The sequence below is a fragment of the Tyzzerella sp. An114 genome, from assembly GCF_002161055.1.
Lineage (GTDB): Bacteria > Bacillota > Clostridia > Lachnospirales > Anaerotignaceae > Fimicola > Fimicola cottocaccae.
On sequence record NZ_NFLT01000001.1, the window covers coordinates 256,832 to 274,456 of the forward strand.

General features: G+C 31.9%; 16 protein-coding genes. 3 read left to right on the top strand and 13 right to left on the bottom strand.

What is annotated here, in order from left to right; all coding sequences use genetic code 11:
- Positions 1 to 12: 12 nt before the first annotated feature.
- The 12 genes from B5E58_RS01100 to B5E58_RS13860 all read right to left on the bottom strand — a co-directional run bounded on the left by B5E58_RS01100 (position 13) and on the right by B5E58_RS13860 (position 13,672).
- The gene (locus tag B5E58_RS01100; RefSeq protein ID WP_088107831.1) at positions 13 to 588 is read right to left on the bottom strand and encodes a hypothetical protein; all 576 of its coding nucleotides are present in this window, start codon (positions 586 to 588) and stop codon (positions 13 to 15) included.
- Entirely contained in the window at positions 588 to 1,040 is a 453-nt protein-coding gene (locus B5E58_RS01105; protein ID WP_088107832.1) for a hypothetical protein, read from the bottom strand. Before B5E58_RS01105 ends, B5E58_RS01100 begins: the two co-directional genes overlap by 1 nt.
- Before the next feature lies 1 nt (position 1,041).
- Complete coding sequence (locus tag B5E58_RS01110) at positions 1,042 to 1,551, bottom strand: RNA polymerase sigma factor (RefSeq protein ID WP_088107833.1); 510 nt, start codon at positions 1,549 to 1,551, stop codon at positions 1,042 to 1,044.
- A 154-nt stretch (positions 1,552 to 1,705) separates the two neighbouring features.
- Positions 1,706 to 2,398, bottom strand: coding sequence for a metallophosphoesterase (locus B5E58_RS01115; protein ID WP_088107834.1), 693 nt, complete (start codon positions 2,396 to 2,398; stop codon positions 1,706 to 1,708).
- 9 nt (positions 2,399 to 2,407) lie between these two features.
- Positions 2,408 to 3,205 carry a GTP pyrophosphokinase gene (locus tag B5E58_RS01120; protein ID WP_088107835.1) on the bottom strand — a complete coding sequence of 266 codons (798 nt, stop codon included), beginning with the start codon at positions 3,203 to 3,205 and terminating at the stop codon, positions 2,408 to 2,410.
- 157 nt (positions 3,206 to 3,362) lie between these two features.
- Complete coding sequence (ptsP, locus tag B5E58_RS01125) at positions 3,363 to 5,042, bottom strand: phosphoenolpyruvate--protein phosphotransferase (RefSeq protein WP_088107836.1); 1,680 nt, start codon at positions 5,040 to 5,042, stop codon at positions 3,363 to 3,365.
- A gap of 49 nt (positions 5,043 to 5,091) precedes the next feature.
- The gene (locus B5E58_RS01130) at positions 5,092 to 5,355 is read right to left on the bottom strand and encodes an HPr family phosphocarrier protein (protein WP_088107837.1); all 264 of its coding nucleotides are present in this window, start codon (positions 5,353 to 5,355) and stop codon (positions 5,092 to 5,094) included.
- A 110-nt stretch (positions 5,356 to 5,465) separates the two neighbouring features.
- Positions 5,466 to 6,617, bottom strand: coding sequence for a mannitol-1-phosphate 5-dehydrogenase (locus B5E58_RS01135; RefSeq protein ID WP_088107838.1), 1,152 nt, complete (start codon positions 6,615 to 6,617; stop codon positions 5,466 to 5,468).
- 127 nt (positions 6,618 to 6,744) lie between these two features.
- Positions 6,745 to 8,589 (bottom strand): PTS mannitol transporter subunit IICBA, encoded by a 1,845-nt coding sequence (locus B5E58_RS01140; protein WP_088107839.1) that lies wholly within the window; start codon positions 8,587 to 8,589, stop codon positions 6,745 to 6,747.
- A 3-nt stretch (positions 8,590 to 8,592) separates the two neighbouring features.
- Entirely contained in the window at positions 8,593 to 10,731 is a 2,139-nt protein-coding gene (locus B5E58_RS01145) for a BglG family transcription antiterminator (RefSeq protein ID WP_088107840.1), read from the bottom strand.
- A gap of 399 nt (positions 10,732 to 11,130) precedes the next feature.
- Positions 11,131 to 12,954 carry a glutamine--fructose-6-phosphate transaminase (isomerizing) gene (gene glmS / locus B5E58_RS01150; protein ID WP_088107841.1) on the bottom strand — a complete coding sequence of 608 codons (1,824 nt, stop codon included), beginning with the start codon at positions 12,952 to 12,954 and terminating at the stop codon, positions 11,131 to 11,133.
- Positions 12,955 to 13,537: 583 nt separating this feature from the next.
- Positions 13,538 to 13,672 (bottom strand): hypothetical protein, encoded by a 135-nt coding sequence (locus B5E58_RS13860; protein ID WP_275532708.1) that lies wholly within the window; start codon positions 13,670 to 13,672, stop codon positions 13,538 to 13,540.
- 227 nt (positions 13,673 to 13,899) lie between these two features.
- Between B5E58_RS13860 and B5E58_RS01155 the strand changes: the two genes are divergently transcribed.
- The gene (locus tag B5E58_RS01155; protein WP_330395589.1) at positions 13,900 to 15,042 is read left to right on the top strand and encodes a DUF362 domain-containing protein; all 1,143 of its coding nucleotides are present in this window, start codon (positions 13,900 to 13,902) and stop codon (positions 15,040 to 15,042) included.
- Between the two features lie 27 nt (positions 15,043 to 15,069).
- On the opposite strand, the gene B5E58_RS01160 is transcribed toward B5E58_RS01155, so the two are convergent.
- Positions 15,070 to 16,476 carry a sigma 54-interacting transcriptional regulator gene (locus B5E58_RS01160; RefSeq protein ID WP_088107843.1) on the bottom strand — a complete coding sequence of 469 codons (1,407 nt, stop codon included), beginning with the start codon at positions 16,474 to 16,476 and terminating at the stop codon, positions 15,070 to 15,072.
- A gap of 269 nt (positions 16,477 to 16,745) precedes the next feature.
- On the opposite strand from B5E58_RS01160, the gene B5E58_RS01165 reads away from it, so the two are divergent.
- Complete coding sequence (locus B5E58_RS01165) at positions 16,746 to 17,318, top strand: 2-oxoacid:acceptor oxidoreductase family protein (protein WP_088107844.1); 573 nt, start codon at positions 16,746 to 16,748, stop codon at positions 17,316 to 17,318.
- The gene (locus B5E58_RS01170; RefSeq protein ID WP_088107845.1) at positions 17,319 to 17,624 is read left to right on the top strand and encodes a 4Fe-4S binding protein; all 306 of its coding nucleotides are present in this window, start codon (positions 17,319 to 17,321) and stop codon (positions 17,622 to 17,624) included.
- The last annotated feature ends 1 nt before the right edge of the window (position 17,625 follow it).

Below are 17,625 nucleotides of genomic sequence, written 5' to 3' on the forward strand. Positions count from 1 at the left end.
TTATATCACCTCTCATTTTTCATAATCGTCATCTTTTCCTGTATATTCAATATAATCTTTTTCTTCAGAAGAATTTTTACCTTTAATAAGTCTAAATCCCAAGAATATTATAAATATTGATATTAAAACATCAGGAACCATATTAAATACACTGTGTATAAAATTAGCAACAACCGGATTTATACTGTCCATAAGTCTATAAAAAGGATACTGCACAGTTTTAAATATAGCAACAAATCCAAAAATAATAAGTACAATACCGATAACTCTATTTCTGTTATCTAATTTTGAAAAAAATCCTCCATTTTCAAAAATACTGTCCATATTATAGAAAAATCTATCATCACATTCTTTTCTGTAATCTAATGTAAAATGTTTCATATTATGAGTTTCAAAGAATGAATAAAACCATATTACAGGTAAAGCAAACATTAAAATACTTGAATTTATACCCATACTCCCTGAAATAAAACTTATTCCCCAAAAAAGCCCCATTATAGTGGCACCTTTTTTCATCATATTTAGATACATCTCTCCGGCTCCTGGTATAAACGAAAATACCAGAACCAAAAATCTACTTTTCTCCATTAATATTCATCTCCAATCCTATCAAATGTAAATATTCGTCTAATGCTATCTGATATTTTTTCTGTAAAACTTGTATTTTTATAATAAAATCTATCTGCATTTTCAACAACAGCATTTTTAGTAAAATTCTCAACTTTATTATTAAAATAAGAAAATGTTCCTGTTGTCCAAAGTACAAGAGCAAAACAAGCCGCCACTGCCACTGTACCATATTTATTTACAAATATTCTTCTAAGTCTCATTTTTATTCTAGACATAACACTGTCTGTAACACTTTCTTCCATATCTATAAGAACATCATTTGAAAGCCTTTCAGTATAGGCAAGAAGACATTCATCACAGAATGAAAGATGTTCGGATATTTCAAACCTCTGCATTTCATCAGCCTTTTCATTTATAATCAAATCAAAAGCATAATCTGTAAGATGACCATCATTATTAAATAAATCCATACTATCCCTCCTCCTTGTCTATGTATTCTTTAAGCATATTTTTTGCCCTAAAAATTTGAGTTTGAACTGTTTTCTTTGGTCTTTTAAGTATGGAAGAAATTTCATCAATACTTTTTTCTTCTATAAAATACATAACAGAAACTTTATAATATGGTTCTTTCATATTAAGAATAAATTTCCGTATATTTTCAGCACCTTCCTTTGAAACTACAAGAGTTTCCGGCAAAGGTAAAAGACTTACTGCCGAACTTTCTTCACTTTCATCAGTTCCAAGCATAATACGTCTATTATAAGCACTTTTAAGATAATCTTTAGCTTTATTTGTTGCTATTCTCGAAAGCCACGGCTTTATTGTATCCATATTGCAACTGTCAATATGAGTATAGGCAGAAATAAAAGTCTCCTGTGTAAGATTTTGAGCTTCTTGATAATCTTTCACAAACTGAAAGCATATTGTAAAAATTAATTTCTCATATTTCTCAACTATATTCCTAAATTCCCTCTCTTTCACAACCTGTACTCACCCCCCTTTTTTAAGCCGGCTTTTTTAATTAATTTTGATTACACTTATAATACGACCAAAAATAATATATACCTTCAAAAATTTATAAAATTTTATAAAATTAAGGGGTTAAAAAAAATCGGACAAACGTCCGATTTTTAATTCAAAGTACTTTGACAGGTGAGAAATCAACAAAATCAGCTGATGTAAGCATATATTTAACGCCATTTTCAACACCGTTCATAATATTTTTAAAAGAGTCCTCTCCATGCAAATGACCATAAACAACATACTTTATATTGTTTTCCTCTATTATTTTAATAAATTCAGAGTATTCTTTTTTGTCATTTACGGGTGGATAATGTAGAACAAGTATTATATTATCTTTATATCCGGCTTTTAATGCTGCTTCTATTGATAAACGAACTCTTATTATCTCCCTTTTATACAGTTTATCATCATTTTCTGTAAATCTTGTATCATTAGGACAAAGCCAACCTCTCGAGCCACAAAGAGCATAATTTTCATATACAGCAAAGTCATTTTTTACAAATGTAAGCTGTGGGAAAGCCTTTCTAACCTTAGAGTTTGAACTCCACCAATAATCATGATTTCCGGGGAAAATAATTTTTCTACCTTTTAAATTGCTTATAAACTCCAAATCAGGATAAGCTTCATCAATATTTAAAGCCCAAGAAACATCACCAGCAATAATAACTGTATCATCATCAGATACAATACTGTTCCAATTATTTTTTATTTTTAAAAAATGGTCTTTCCAATTGTCTCCAAAAACTTCCATAGGCTTTTCTTTAAAAAAGCTTAAATGTAAATCAGATAAAGCAAATAAACTCATAAAACACTCCTAAACTTTATAAACCTCTGTCATAACATTAAGTTGTTGATTAAACTCTTTAAGTTTATCAATGTCTCCTTCTTCCCATATGTCAACAAACTTTCTGTTTATATCGTCCATCTCCTCAAGTTTTGCTTTAAAGTATAAGTTATGGAGATTTTCTATTATCTCATTAACAAGATTGCTTTTTATCTCATTAAGTTTCTGAACGTGCATTATCTCTTCTCTTATAGTGCCCATTTCCCCATCAAGTTTAAACGCAGCCTCAGCACAATTTATAAGCCTTTTTTGTAAGTCCATAGGAATATTTCCACTATATTTATATTTGAGAGAATGTTCCGCAACAGCCCAGAAATTCATTGAAAGAGTTCTTATTTGTATCTCAGCAGGAACTTCCATATAACCCATAGCAGTATTCATAGGATATCTTATAATAATATGATAACTTCTATAACCGCTAGGTTTTGTATTTGTTATATAGTCTCTTTCCTCCTCTATAAAAAGGTCTCTGCCATTTCGTTCTCTTATAATGTCTATAACCTTTTGAATATCCTCAACAAACTGACAAAGTATTCTTACACCTGCAATATCCTCAATTTTTTCTTTAATCTTATCAGGAGGAATTTTCTTTCTTGATGCTTTTTCAAGTATGCTTGACATTTTTTTAACTCTTCCAGTGACAGATTCAATAGGTGAATAAAGTCCTAAAAGTTTATATTCATTTCGTATGCCTTCAAACTTCAATGTAAGCTCTTTTACAGCCTGCTCATAAGGGAAAAGCATTTCTTTTAAGTTGTATATTTCCACATAGTCACCCCCAGGCATATTTTTATTATTATATTTTACTATTTTTATAAAATTTTATCAAATATTATAACAAAATTAAAGGCTACAAGTTAAATTATAGATAATATAATAAAAAAAGACGTCGAAAAATTCGACGTCTTTTATATATCAATAGATATTAGTCAAGAAGTTCTTTGATTTCAGCTATTGTGCTCTTTGAGCATACATTTTTTGCAAGCTCTTTGCAATCTTCATATTTAAGATTTCTTACTTTATATCTTGAAGATGCAATTTCTGTTGCAGCCATACTGAACTCATCAAGTCCCATACCGAGAAGTACAGGAAGTGCTTTTTCATCACTAGCGAACTCACCGCACATACCAACCATCTTGCCATATTTATGACCTGCTTCAATAACTCTATTGATAGCACGAAGAACAGCTGGGTGGAATGAATTGTACATCTTAGAAATTTTCTGATTTCCTCTGTCTACTGCAAGCATGTACTGTGTAAGGTCGTTTGTACCAATACTGAAGAAGTCAACCTCTTTTGCAAGGTCTTCAGCACACATAACACCTGCTGGAGTTTCAATCATAATACCTGTCTGGATACTGTCGTTGAAAGGTATATTGTCTTTTCTAAGCTCTGCTTTACATTCCTGAAGGATTTCGTTAGCAGCTCTAAATTCTTCAACAGAAATAATCATAGGGTACATAATTCTTATGTCACCATATGCACTAGCTCTTAATATAGCACGAAGCTGTGTTTTAAATACGTCTTTGAGGTCAAGAGATATTCTTATAGCTCTCCAACCAAGGAATGGGTTTTCCTCTTTGTCAAATTCATAGTATGAAAGCTCTTTGTCACCACCGATATCAAGAGTTCTGATAATCATAGGGTGTTTAATTGTTTCGATAGCTTTTTTATAAGTATCAAACTGTTCCTGTTCTGTTGGGAACTTTGTATTTTCCATGTAAAGGAATTCACTTCTGAAAAGACCGATACCTTCAGCACCTCTTGTAACAGCGTTTTCAACATCTGTAAGGCTTCCTACGTTAGCAAAAAGCTCTACTGTTCTTCCGTCAAGAGTTGTTGCAGGAAGTCCATTCATGCTTTCAAGCTCAGCTTTCATAGCTTTGTATTCTTCAGCTTTCTTTGTGTATTCCTCTTTTGTTTCATCATCAGGATTTACAATAATTTCGTTTCCAAGAGCATCAAGAATGATATAATCTTCATTTGTGACATTCTTTCTGAAATCAACAACACCAACAAAAGCAGGAATTTCCATACTTCTTGCCATAATTGCAACGTGGCTTGTTACACCACCAGCTTCTGTTATAAATCCTTTTATAAATTTGAAATCCATATTTGCTGTATCAGAAGGAGCAAGGTCTTCAGCTATAACAATAACTTCTTCGTCAATTCCTTCAAAAGGATTGCTCTTTACTCCTTTAAGTTTACACATCATTCTCTTACCAACGTCTTTAATGTCAGCAGCTCTTTCTCTTAAATATTCGTCATCAAGACTTTCAAACATTGTTACGATTTCAGCAACAGATTCCTCAAGAGCAAGCTGTGCATTTTTGTTTTCACCATTGATTTTTCCTTCAACAGAATCAGATAAAACTGCGTCTTCTGCAACGTCAAGATGTGCTGCAAAAATTTCATTGTCTTTTGCAAGAACTTTAATTTCTTCAACAGCATCTTTTACAGCTTTCTGGAATTTAAGAATTTCAATTTCTTTTTCTGAATCTTTTATTATTCTAGTGTCAGCCTCAAGTTTCTCCTGAACAGCAACAAATGCTTTTCCCATAACGATACCTTTTGATGCTGCTTTAGATACAGTAAATTTTTTCATAAACAATACCTCTCTCTAATGTTATAATTTCCTTTTTCCCCACAAAGAATTACTCTTCAAGAGTCTCTATGAATTTTACAATTTCGTCTAAAGCTACTTCTTCGTTTTCGCCTTCAACAATAACTTCAAGTTCTGTACCCTGTTTTGCACCAAGTGTAAGAACATTGATTATACTTGCAGCATTTGCTTTTTTCTCTCCGTTAACGATAGAAACTGTGCAGCCTTTAAATTTCTTCACAAAAGATACAAGGCTTGATGCTGGACGAGCATGAAGTCCTGTCTTATTATTTACTACAACTTTTTTTGATACCATAAAAATTCTCCTTCTTTCTCTTAAAATTTCCTCAACCTATATAACACTGAATAAAAAAATTCAGGTGTATAATAAATATTATACACCCAAATTGAATATTTTTAAATATATTAGATTAAATTTTTTACTTCTCTGTAAGCGTTTTCAACATTTTCAAGAAGTTTTTCATCTGTAACCCCTGAAATTTCAGAGAAAGCAGCCTTTAAGCCTTTTTCTTTTATTTTAGCCTGAAGTTCAACACTCTGAGCATCAGCTTCATTATCATAGTTTAAAGCAGCTCCTATACCAATTATAAGATTATCAACTGGGAAACCGTATCCAGCAGCTGTCATAAGAGGTTTTACAAGTCTATCTGTTGCACTAAGTTTTCTTAAAGGCTCTCTGCCAACTCTTGCAACATCATCCTGAAGATAATGATTTTTGAAACGTCCAATAATTTTATCAATATATTTTAAATGGGCCTCTCTGTCAAAGCCATATTTTTCGATAAGTCCGTTACCGCTTTCAGTCATAGCTGATTTTACTATGTTGTATATTTTCTCATCTTTTATACTTTCATCAACTGTTGAATATCCTTTTATAAATCCAAGATATGATGTTATAGCATGACCTGTATTGAGTGTGAAAAGTTTTCTTTCAATATAAGCCATAAGATTTCCTGCAAGGTTCATACCTTTTATCTGTGGGATTTCGCCTTTGAATGCAGCTTCTTCAACATTCCATTCATAATAATTTTCAACAACTACATCAATAAAGTTTTCACTTTTTACAGGAGGAACAATTCTATCTACTGAACAATCTGGGAAACCAACATATTTATCAGCATATTCTTTACCTTTTTCATCAAGTGAAGCATAAACTGCGTCTTTAAGCTGTGAGCTTGCTTTAATAGCGTTTTCACAAGCTATTATGTTGAGATATTCATTAACTCCACTTTCCATACGAAGAGTAATTCCTTTTGCTATTGTTGGAGCAATTCTTGGAAGTATAACAAGACCTACTGCTGTTGTAATTATTTCAGCGTCTTTCATCTCATCAATCATTTCAGGTTTTGTTGAGTTTACACCACTAATATTTGTTATTTTCTGTTCACTACATTCAACGTCCATAACATGAACTGTATAACATTTATCTGCATTGATTTTGTCTATAACGGCATCATTTACATCAGCAAAAACAACATGATAACCAGCTTGTTCAAGTAATGCACCTATAAATCCTCTACCTATGTTTCCTGCACCAAACTGTATAGCTTTTTTCATTTTAAATTCCTCCTCTTAAAAACTATCAATTTTTAAAAAAGAGCGTACCTATAATTTAGGGCACGCTCTTTTTTTGCAATCGCCCGTAAGCAATATGCTTTTTATTTTATTATTAATTTACACAAAATTATTTAAACATTGCAAGAACTTCTTCTGCTGTTTTTGCATTTTTAAGTTTTGCAAGATTAGCTTCATCTTCGATAACAGTACCGATTTTTGCAAGAAGGTCAAGATGTTCATCACCAATACCAGCAATACCAAATACAAGATATGCTTTTTCTTCGCCAAAATCTACACCTTCAGGGTACTGAAGAAGAACGATACCTGTTTTCTTAACTTCATTTTTAGCACTTGATGTACCATGAGGTATAGCAACACCAAGTCCCATATATGTTGAAACAGTTCTTTCTCTCTCAAGCATAGCTGGGATATAGCTTTCATTTACATATCCAAGTTTGTTGAGAAGTTTTCCAGCAGCTTCAATCGCTTCTTCTTTTGAAACTGATTTAAGACCTGTTTTAATACCTTCTGCTACCATTATTCCGTCATTTGATTTTCCAGAAGGTGCTTCAGACTTTTTTGTACTTGAATTACCACTGTTTCCACCTTTAGCTTTAGCTTCAAGAGATGCATAGAGAGCGTCAAGGTTTGCATCAGCAAGGAAGTTTCCTATTGTAACAAGCTGTGCCTGTGGAGCACTCTTTTTAGCTCTATCCTGAAGAACTGTCTGACAAACAACTATATCTGTATCACCAGGAACATTATCAACTGATGTGTTTATAACTGTAATTCCAAGGTTTAAAGGAGCTATTCTGTTTCTAAATTTTGTAGCACCCATAGCACTTGAACCCATACCAGCATCACAAGCAAATACTATTTTTTTGATTTCGCCAGTTGTTCTAGCAATACCTTTTGCTTCAGCTTTCATGTCTTTCATTTTTTCTGTTGCTTCGTTAAGATTTTTGTCTCCTGTCATTTTAACGATTGGAGAAGCTACAAGGAATGATATAACAGTTGCTATTAATACACCAGCAAGAACTATAAGTGTTTCACCTTTTGGTGCAACAGCAAGGAAAGCTATAATTGAACCTGGAGAAGCAGGGCTTACAAGTCCAGCACCTGTAATTGAATAGAAGAATATAGTTACTATTGAAGCAACGATAGGAGCTATAATAATTACAGGGTTCATAAGTATGTATGGGAAGTAAATTTCATGAATACCACCAAAGAAGTGGATGATTACTGCACCAGGAGCAGAACTTTTTGTTGTTTTATCTTTAGAAAATGCCCAGTATGCAAGGAGAACACCAAGACCAGGACCAGGGTTCGCTTCAAGCATATACATAATTGATTTTCCAGCTTCTGCTGCCTGTTCTATACCAATTGGTGTAAATATACCATGGTTTATAGCGTTGTTTAAGAAAAGTACTTTTGCAGGCTCTACAAATATAGCTGTAAAAGGAAGAAGATTGTTATTTACAAGTACATCAACGCCTGCTGTAAGGAATGCAAGTATTGCAGTCATAACAGGTCCTATTACATAGTATCCTATTATTGCAAGTATCATACCTAAAATACCTACTGAGAAGTTGTTTACAAGCATCTCAAATCCAGCTGGTATTTTTCCTTCAACTGCATTATCAAATTTTTTGAGACAGAAACCAGCGATAGGTCCCATTAACATACCACCGATAAGCATTGTCTGTTCAGCACCACATATAACACCAACGGTTGCTATGGCACCTATAACACCGCCACGGTCTCCGCCCATCATCTTACCGCCTTGATATGCAATAAGAATTGGAAGAAGATATGTAAGCATAGGTGGCTGTATACTAGCAAGTCTCTCATTAGGGAACCAACCTTCTTCAATGAATAAAGCTGTAATAAAACCCCAAGCAATAAATGCACCGATATTTGGCATAACCATTGAGCTTAAGAACTTACCAAATCTCTGAAGCTTATTTTTCATAAACTAACACTCCATTCTTTTTAATATTGTTTTCCTGTAAAATTTAAGAAGACTTTTTTCAAGCTCTGTTGAAATCTGGTCTTCACCCTTATCCCTGACAGCAAGGAAAAAGGCTTCATTTTCTATAAGTGCACCGCTCACTTCACTCATAATATCCATATGTACCCTATTATTTTCTTCAGGAACAAGCATTACTATTGCTCCCAATACAATACCCTCTTTAAATTCCATAGGATTTTCAAGTCTTACATATCCAAAACAACACTGGTCCGTACCTTTTGTTTTACAATGGAGAAGCATCATTTTAAAGTCGCTTATATATGTTCCAGCGACACGCTCTCTTTTTTCAAGACTTTCGGCTATAAGTCTTTTAGCTTCAAAGTTACGGGCAAAAAGTCCGGAGGCCTTATCAATAAGCTCATCTCTGTCACTTACAGAGTGAATATTTAATAGCTTTATTGTTGTAAGAAGATTTAAAATTTCACTGCCGAGTTTACTAATATAAATAATTTCATTTTTATCAATGTTCTTCTTGCCTTCAGGTCCTTTTTTTGCTGTTTTATTTTTGCTTATACTTCCTATGGCATTTTTAATAAGTATTTTATCTTGTTCAAGAAGTATAGGATTGACACAGACACTTGGAAAATCCACATCAAGATGAACTGTTGAAACAATAAGGTCAATACCCTCTCTTGATAATCTGTCAACATCAATATTAATAGCAGATACAATATCTTTTATCTCGATATTATGAAAATATTTTGTGATGTTTACCGCAAGCATTCTTGAAGTTCCAAGACCGGTAGGACAAACCACAACAACAGAAATTTGATTTTCCGCTGAATGAATTTTTTCAACTGCCGCACAAAAATGCATTGCTATAAATGCAATCTCTGTTTCTGGCACTTTTTTTACTCCAGCCGCATCTTTTAAAATTTCACAACCCTTTTCCGTCGCTCTATAAATGTCACCATAATTTTCTTTTATAGTTTTTAACTGTGAATTTTTTATTTTAACATTCATTGAAAGCCTGCTTAAAACAGGTGCAATATGATTACAAAGGTCTTCAACAAGCATTTCATTATCTCTAAGATATATGTCAAGCTCTTTTTCAACAAGCATTATCAGAGTGAGAACAAGCTGTCTTATATTTATATTGTCCGAATCAAATCTGCCCTTTTTCTCTGTAATCCATATCTTAGCACTTACAAGATGCATTGTTATAAAACCAATTTCATCCTTTGGAACTGATATTTCCAAACTACTTTCAAGAGCTCTGCCTATTTCTTCTGCAACAGAAAATTCAGGCATCATTTCAAGCTTTGAAAGTTTTTCCTTTTCCATTTCAATTTTTTCAAAATTTTGTATTCTCTTTACCGCCAAAGATATATGAACTATAAGTCCCATATATGCACTGTCGGTATATTTAATATGCATTTTTTGCTCTGTATTGATGAGTATTTCTTCAACAATTTTCATTGTATAATCATCAATAAAGTTAAAAAGCCTACTTTGTGATTTAAGAGCTATTGTTGAGTTCTCAAATGTATCTTTTTTACCATTTAAAAGAGCAAGAATGTCTTCCTCACTCATAAACTCATAAACTGCATTGACTATTGCCTGTCTATAACTACTCTCACTTCCATCAATATAAACACCAAGACCAGGTTTTCTTATTATACTTACACCATAATTTCCAAGCCATTCGCTTAAAAAGTCTAAGTCATTACTAAGTGTACCCTCGGAAATTTTAAATTTTGATGTAAAATAGAATGATTTTAAAGGTTCTTTGGCTGAAAGAAGTTCAACAAGTATAAGTTTTCTTCTGTCATCTTTAGAATAATCATTTTCTATATTTTCAATTTCAAGAAGTTCAAGTATAAGTTTCTGATTTTCAAGACTCTCATCAAGTACAAGACCAACTCCCGGCTTTCTTATAAATTTGAATTCATTATCAGAAAGCCATTTTTCTATTTTAGGCATTTCCCTTAAAATTGTTCTTGAGCTTAATTTAAGTTTTTCTGAAATAGCAGATACTGTTACAGGATTAGCCGCAGTAAATTTTGTTAAAATCTCAATGATTGCTTTTTGTCGTGAGGTTAATCCGGATTTTTTGTTCTCACGTTTTTTCACTAGTGACATTTTTAAAAACCAACCTTTCGATGAGTTAATTATATTATGTATTTTCAGCAGTTACAACTATATGATGTGTCACTTTTGTCTCTAACAGATAGTGACATTTTTTGAGATGGCATTTCTCACAAAAAACCTTTCATAAGACAATATGTTAAAATATACAAAATAAACTATATATTTTATATACATTTTGCATATAGATTTGCATTTGTATGTTTTTTCCAGTATAAAAATATACTGTATAAACCCATTTTTAAACATTTACATTTATATTATATAGTAAGTGACAAATTTTTAGAATATAAAAATATAAATTATAAAATTGTCATAAATTAGATAGTGACAAAATTGAAGAAAAAAACTATAAAAAAACGCTGTCAAAAGACAGCGTTTTAAAATCATAAATTATTCAACTGTAACTGATTTTGCAAGGTTTCTTGGTTTATCAACATCACAGCCTCTTTCAATTGCAACATAATATGCAAAAAGCTGCATTGGTATAGCATTAAGAGAAGCTGTAAATTTATCATCAACATGAGGTATATATATTACCTTGTCAGCAACTTCTCCAATTTCTGTGTTGCCTTCCTTAGCAATAGCGATAACATAAGCACCTCTTGCTTTTACTTCCTTAACATTACTTACAAGTTTTTCATATAAATTATCCTGTGTAGCAACAGCAACAACTAAAGTTCCATCCTCTATAAGTGAAATTGTACCATGTTTAAGTTCACCTGCTGCATATGCTTCACTGTGAATATATGAAATTTCTTTTAATTTAAGAGAACCTTCAAGGGAAGCAGCATAGTCAATTCCTCGACCAATTATAAATACATCATTTGAATTATGATGTTCTTTTGCCATAACCTTTATATCTTTTTCAAGGTCAATAAGTTTTTCTATATATTCTGGAAGTTTGTCAAGCTCACCAATAAGCTCTGAAACTCTTTCATCAGAAATATATCCTCTAACCTGACCAAATTTAAGACCTATAAGATACATAAGAGCAACCTGTGTTGAATATCCCTTTGTTGTGGCAACTGCAATTTCAGGACCAGCCCATGTATAAAGAACATCGTCACTTTCACGAGCAATAGAACTTCCAACAACATTTACTATTGAAAGTATTCTTATTCCCTGTCTCTTAGCCTCTCTTAAAGCTGCAAGAGTGTCGGCAGTCTCTCCAGACTGGCTTATTATTATACAAACATCATTTTTATTTAAAATAGGATTTCTGTATCTAAACTCAGAAGCAAGGTCAACTTCAACAGGTATTCTTGCAAAGTCCTCAATAACATACTTTCCTACAATTCCTGCATGGTAAGCACTACCACAAGCAATAATGTGAATTCTGTTTATATTTTTTATATCTTCATCAGTATATTTTACATCATCAAGTTTTATTGTTCCATCAGCAATTCTTGGGTGTATTGTATCTTTTATAGCCTTTGGCTGTTCCATTATCTCTTTAAGCATGAAATAATCATAACCGCCTTTTTCAGCTGCAGAAATATCCCAAGTTACATTATAAACATCTTTTTTAATCTCATTTTTATTCATATCAAGGATTTTTACACTATCCTTTTTAAGAACAACGATTTCATTATCATTTAAAAGATAATAATTTTTTGTATACTCAAGTACTGCAGGAATATCAGAAGCAATATAATTTTCTCCTTCACCTAAACCTATAAGCATAGGACTGTCTTTTCTGACAGCAACAATCTCATCTGTTTTTTCTGTACACATAACAGCTAAAGCATATGAACCTCTTATTCTCTCTATAACCTTTATAAGAGTATCAACCATATCACCGTTATAATAGTAGTCAAAAAGCTGTGCTACTACTTCTGTATCAGTTTCTGAAGCAAAAACATATCCGTTTTTCTCCAGTTCAGCCTTGAGCTGAATATAGTTTTCAATAATACCGTTATGAACAACTGTAATTCTTCCGTTCATACTTGTATGAGGGTGAGAGTTTACATCACTTGGTGCACCATGAGTTGCCCATCTTGTATGACCTATACCCATTGTACCTTTAACGCCGCCTAAACTCTGAACCTTTTCATCAAGGTCAGCAAGTCTACCTTTTGTTTTAACAACGTTGATACTATCACCATAAACAGCGATACCTGCAGAATCGTATCCTCTATACTCAAGTTTCTTAAGTCCTTTTATAAGTATAGGTGCTGCCTCATTTCCTCCGATATATCCAACTATTCCACACATATTTAATTTTACCTCCAAATATTTTATTAGCACGTTATCTTTATTTTGTAAGCCCGATTTCTCAAACTCTTTGTTAAAGACCTGCGTCCCTGTGCTAATGGGCGGGAAGCATCCGCCGAAAACTTCGATAACTTCCACCTCGTCAGCCAATATCTGCACTATGGCTCTGGCGCTTAAAAATACAATTTATTTATTAAAACTAACCTCCCTATTAAATATTCTCTGTGCAGAAGGATTTATAAATTTATAAAAAACCATTATTATGGATTTTTATACTTTTGAATTATACCATTAAAGAATAAAGTGGTAAAGAAAAAAATTTATATCACAAATAATGTAAATAACAAAACATTCTAAAAAAATGATATTTATAATGGTGTAATCATTTCACACAATATAAAAAAATAATACTAAAAAAATATATAATTTCCATATTTATATAATATTCTAAACTTTTGTCCAATGTTTATAATTTTATTTCTATAATTTTGTCATTAATATACAAAATCCCCTTTTATATACAAAACAAAAGAGGATTTTTCAGATTTAAAACTACTATTTTATATGGATTTATGTATTTACATCACTTATTTATACTCTCATATGTCAAATAATTAGAATTTATATCAGAAAATTTTTCTGCACCAAAAACCTTATTTCCATAAATAGCACTAAAACTTAATATAACACTCAAACAAAAAGCTGTCATTTTCTTCATATACAAATCCCCTTTCAAAAAAATCTATCATCAATAAAAATTAAAATACATAATAATTTATAATGTTTTTCAAAAACTTTTCAGAATTCTTAAAATATAAATTTATACTTTTATGTACGACTTTTCACAATCAAAGTTTACAATTGTAATTTTGAAATTTAAAAATATATTTTTTATTGCATAAAAATATTTTAAAAAGTATAATCTCTAAAAAGGAGATGAATATATTGGTTTCAATTTTAAAATGTGATAACTATGATTTTGAGTTATTAAAAGACACTATAAAAAAATCCTTCGAAAATTTAGGAGGAATTGAAAGATATATAAATAAAGGTGAAACAGTTCTTTTAAAAGTAAATCTTGTAATGAAAAAGCCTCCTGAAATGGCAGCAACAAGTAATCCTGAATTTACAGGAGCTTTAGCTTCAATACTTTCAGAATACGGAGCAAAAGTTATAATAGGAGACAGTCCGGGAGGACCTTTCTCTCCAATGTTATTAAAATCAATATACAATGTATGTGAAATGGATAAAGCAGCAAAAATGGGAAATGCAGAGCTTAATTTCAATACAGAACATATAGTATGTGAATTTCCTGATGGTAAAGTTTTGAAAAAAATAACAGCAGGAGCATATATTAAAAACTGTGACAAAATAATATCCGTCTGTCGTTTAAAAACTCACTGTATGACAAAAATGACAGGTGCTGTAAAAAATATGTTTGGAACAATACCAGGAACAACTAAAGCAGAATATCATTTTAACTGTCCTGATGTAAATAATTTCGCCGACTGTTTAATAGATATATGTTTAAATGCAAATCCTGTATTATCATTTATGGATGCCATTGTTGGAATGGAGGGAGAAGGTCCAACAGCAGGAAAACCAAGAAAAATCGGTGCTATTATTGCCTCTGAAAATCCTTTCCATGTTGATTTTGTAGCTGCAAAAATTATAAATACTGAAGCTGAAACAATACCTGTATTAAAAAATTCAATAGATAGAGGATTATGTCCTAATAATATAGAAGAAATAGAAATGATAGGAGATAATTACAAAGATTTTATAATTACAGATTATGATGTTCCAAAAACAAAAAGTATGCATTTCTTAGGTGGTAAACCACCAAAATTTTTGGAAGGCTTTGTGGATAGACACATACAGCCAAGACCTGATTTTGACTATAAAAAATGTATAGGCTGTGGAGACTGTGCCAGAAACTGCCCTGCAAAAACAATAGAAATGAAAAATCACAAACCTTTTGTACATACATCAAAATGTATAAGATGTTATTGTTGTCAAGAACTTTGTCCAAAGGAAGCTGTTTCAGTATATAGACCGCTCATATTGAGAATAATGTCAAAATTATAATTAAAAAGGTGTCATAAGACACCTTTTTTAATTTAAACCTTTCTTTTTTAATATGTATGAAATTTTGTAATAAGGCATATTTATGCCCTCTTTTTCTAACATTCCTGATATTTTTCTTGCACCTAATCCCTGTTTTCTCAATTCTTCTATGTACTCATCAATGTTTATATTTTTTGTTTCTTTTTTATTTTTATTATTTTTTACAGTATCTCCACCCAATGAATTAAAAGGTATATGTTCCATACCTACAATAGTTGTTATCTCACTTTGGAAACCTATATCCTCAATCAAAGGGGCTGCCGCATCTATACTGAAATTTATAACATCTCTAAATTGACGTATATTTCTTGGATAAACTGCTGAAAGTAAAGCCTCCTTTGCCTCATCTGTAAATTTAACATGGTATACAACTTTATGGGACTCCCAAACAGCCTGCTCATATTTTTTCACAAAATGAGAAAAAAGCATTTCTTTTTCTTCTTTTGGTCTCTCATTAAGGGAAGGCAAATGCATTTCATACTGGGCAAGTCTCTGATACAATTCTGGAAGAAAAACTTCATCAAGATTTCTTGTTGATGCAGCTATTATTATAACATTACTGCTTATTTCTTTTGTATCTCCTATTCTTCTAACTTTTCCCGACTCAATAGCTTTTAAAAGTAAATTTTGATAGTTTTCTATTGTATGTGCTTCATCAAGAAATAATATTCCACCATTTGCCTGTTCAAAAAGTCCCGATTTCTTTTTTGAACCTGTAAAAGCACCTTCAACACTGCCGAAAATCTCCATAGCAGCAATATCCGGATTTACGAACTGGGCACAGTTTACCTCTATAAAAGGAGCATTTTTACCTATAACTCCAATTCTCTTTGCATAGTTATATATAAGTGTTGCAAGCATTGTTTTTCCTGTTCCCGACTCACCAGTAATTATAGAATGTCTTGGACCACCTAAAGAACCAACTATTTTCTTTGCCTGTTTAAAAACATTTTTTATACTTCCCATATCAACAACACCACTTATATTTTCTTCAGGCTTTATAAGTTTTACTTGCATTTGAAGATATTTAATTTTTCTGTTAAGTTCATCAATCTCATCAAGACCATTAAAAACAGAATATGCCCCCAAAAACTCACCATCTCTGAATATAGGATAAGAGTCAACAACATATCTTTTTCCAAAAACGTCATGTATACGTTTATCCAAAAGTGGCTCATGACTTTCAAGAACTGTTAAAAGTACAGCTCTTGGATAAAAATCTGTAATTTTTCTTCCTATCATATCTTCTTTTGTAGACTTGGCATAATGAGCTGAAATTTCATTGGCAAATATTATATTTCCATTTATATCAACAGCATTAACAGCATCATTACAGTTATCCAATATCTCCTCAAACATATTCATTTCAATAAAACCTTTCGGTGTAAGTAACATAAATATTTCCCCCAACATAAAAAATTACAACAATTATAACATTCTATGTGATAATTATAACATTATTCTAACACTATTTTGTTATAATAACAATAAAATCACTTTATTAAACTTATTTTTTAATTAAAATTGAGAATTATTTTACCTTTAAAATACATTGTTTCTTTAAAAATACACAAAAAATTTATTTATTTCTTTCATTTTGGCACAAAGTTTGCTAATATATATAAACAACAATAATTTAAAAATATATTAAGGGGGTTATTTCAATGGCTAATGCAGTAGAAATCAGATGGCACGGCCGTGGCGGACAGGGTGCCAAAACAGCATCTCTCCTTTTGGCAGATGTTGCTTTCAACACAGGTAAATTCGTTCAAGGGTTCCCTGAATACGGCCCTGAAAGAATGGGTGCACCTATCACAGCATATAACAGAATAAGTGATGAAAGAATAAGAGTTCATTCAAATATTTATGAGCCTGATTACGTTGTTGTTGTTGACGAGACACTTCTTGACTCAGTAGACGTAACAAAAGGACTCAAAAAAGAAGGTGCAATTGTAATTAACACAGCACAGCCTAAAGAGGAAATAATTAAAAAACTTAAAGGCTATGAAGGAAAAGTTTTCACAATTGACGCTAGAAAAGTTTCCATTGAAGCTTTAGGAAAATATTTCCCTAACTCTCCTATGCTTGCTTCAATAGTAAAAGTAACAGGAATTATGGACGAAGATACATTCTTAAACGAAATGGAAGGTTCATTCAAACATAAATTTGCTTCAAAACCTGAAGTTATCGAAGGAAACATGAAAGCTCTCAGATTAGCTTTACAGGAGGTGAAATAAATGTCAAGAGCATTTAAAGATATAAACGAATTTAACACTTGGCAGGAAATGAATGAAGGCTGTAATGTATATGAAAGTGCAACATCACAATACTTTAACACAGGTGAGTGGAGAGTAGATATGCCTACATTCATAGCTGAAAAATGCAAACAGTGTCTCCTCTGTGTGCCTGTATGCCCAGACAGCTCAATACCTGTAAAAGATATGAAGAGACTTGACTTTGACTTTGACCACTGTAAAGGTTGCGGAATATGTGCTAAAGTCTGTCCTTTCGGAGCAATTGAAATGAAGAAGGAGGAGAACTAAA